This window comes from Streptomyces hygroscopicus subsp. hygroscopicus (assembly GCF_030269125.1).
Lineage (GTDB): Bacteria > Actinomycetota > Actinomycetes > Streptomycetales > Streptomycetaceae > Streptomyces > Streptomyces hygroscopicus_C.
Genome location: NZ_BSSM01000056.1, coordinates 1 through 727 on the forward strand (window position 1 = coordinate 1; position 727 = coordinate 727).

At 72.5% G+C, this 727-nt stretch carries 1 protein-coding gene; it reads right to left on the reverse strand.

Features of this window, described 5'->3' with window-relative positions; genetic code table 11:
* A partial coding sequence (locus QSK45_RS38070) for an IS481 family transposase (RefSeq protein WP_285563533.1) occupies positions 1 to 701 on the reverse strand: 701 nt, incomplete at its 3' end.
* Between the last annotated feature and the right edge of the window lie 26 nt (positions 702 to 727).

Sequence of the window (727 nt, forward strand, 5' to 3'; positions counted from 1 at the left end):
TCGCGCCAGGTGTTCTTCGTGTAGGCCCAGGCGTTGTCGGTCAGGACGCGTTCAACGGTGATGCCGTGGGCGGCGAACCACGCGGTTGCCCGTCGCAGGAAGCCGGCGCAGGTCGCGGCGGTCTCGTCGGGCAGGTCTTCGGTGTAGGCCAGGCGTGTGTGGTCGTCCAGGGCGGTGTGCAGGTAGGCGTAGCCGACTCCGGTGCGGTTGCGTCGGCCTTCGGCACGGCCCTGGGTGCGGTGCCCGCCGCCTTCTGGGATGCGGCCGAGCTTCTTGACGTCGATGTGGACCAGTTCGCCGGGCCGGGAGCGCTCGTAGCGGCGCACGGGCTCGCCGGTGGCCCGATCCAGCGTGACCAGAGCGGGCAGACCGTACCGGCCCAGGATGCGGTGGACAGTGGAAGCGGCAATGCCGCACCGGGCGGCCAGACGCACCGGACCGATGCGGTGTTCGCGCCGCAGCCGCACTACCTGCTGTTCGACGGCGGCAGGCGTCCGGCGCGGGCTGTGATGCGGGCGGCTGGAGCGGTCGTACATGCCCGCCTCGCCCAGCTGCCGGTAGCGGTCTGCCCAGCGGGCGGCGGTGGTGTGGCTGACCTGGAAGCGTTCCGCGGCCCGCCGCAGCGGCCAGCCGTCGTCCACGACACACCGGGCCAGACGCAGCCTCCCGGTCGGCGTCAGCGGGGCGTTACGGTGGGACACGAGGGCCTCCTGGACGTCGGTGCAGA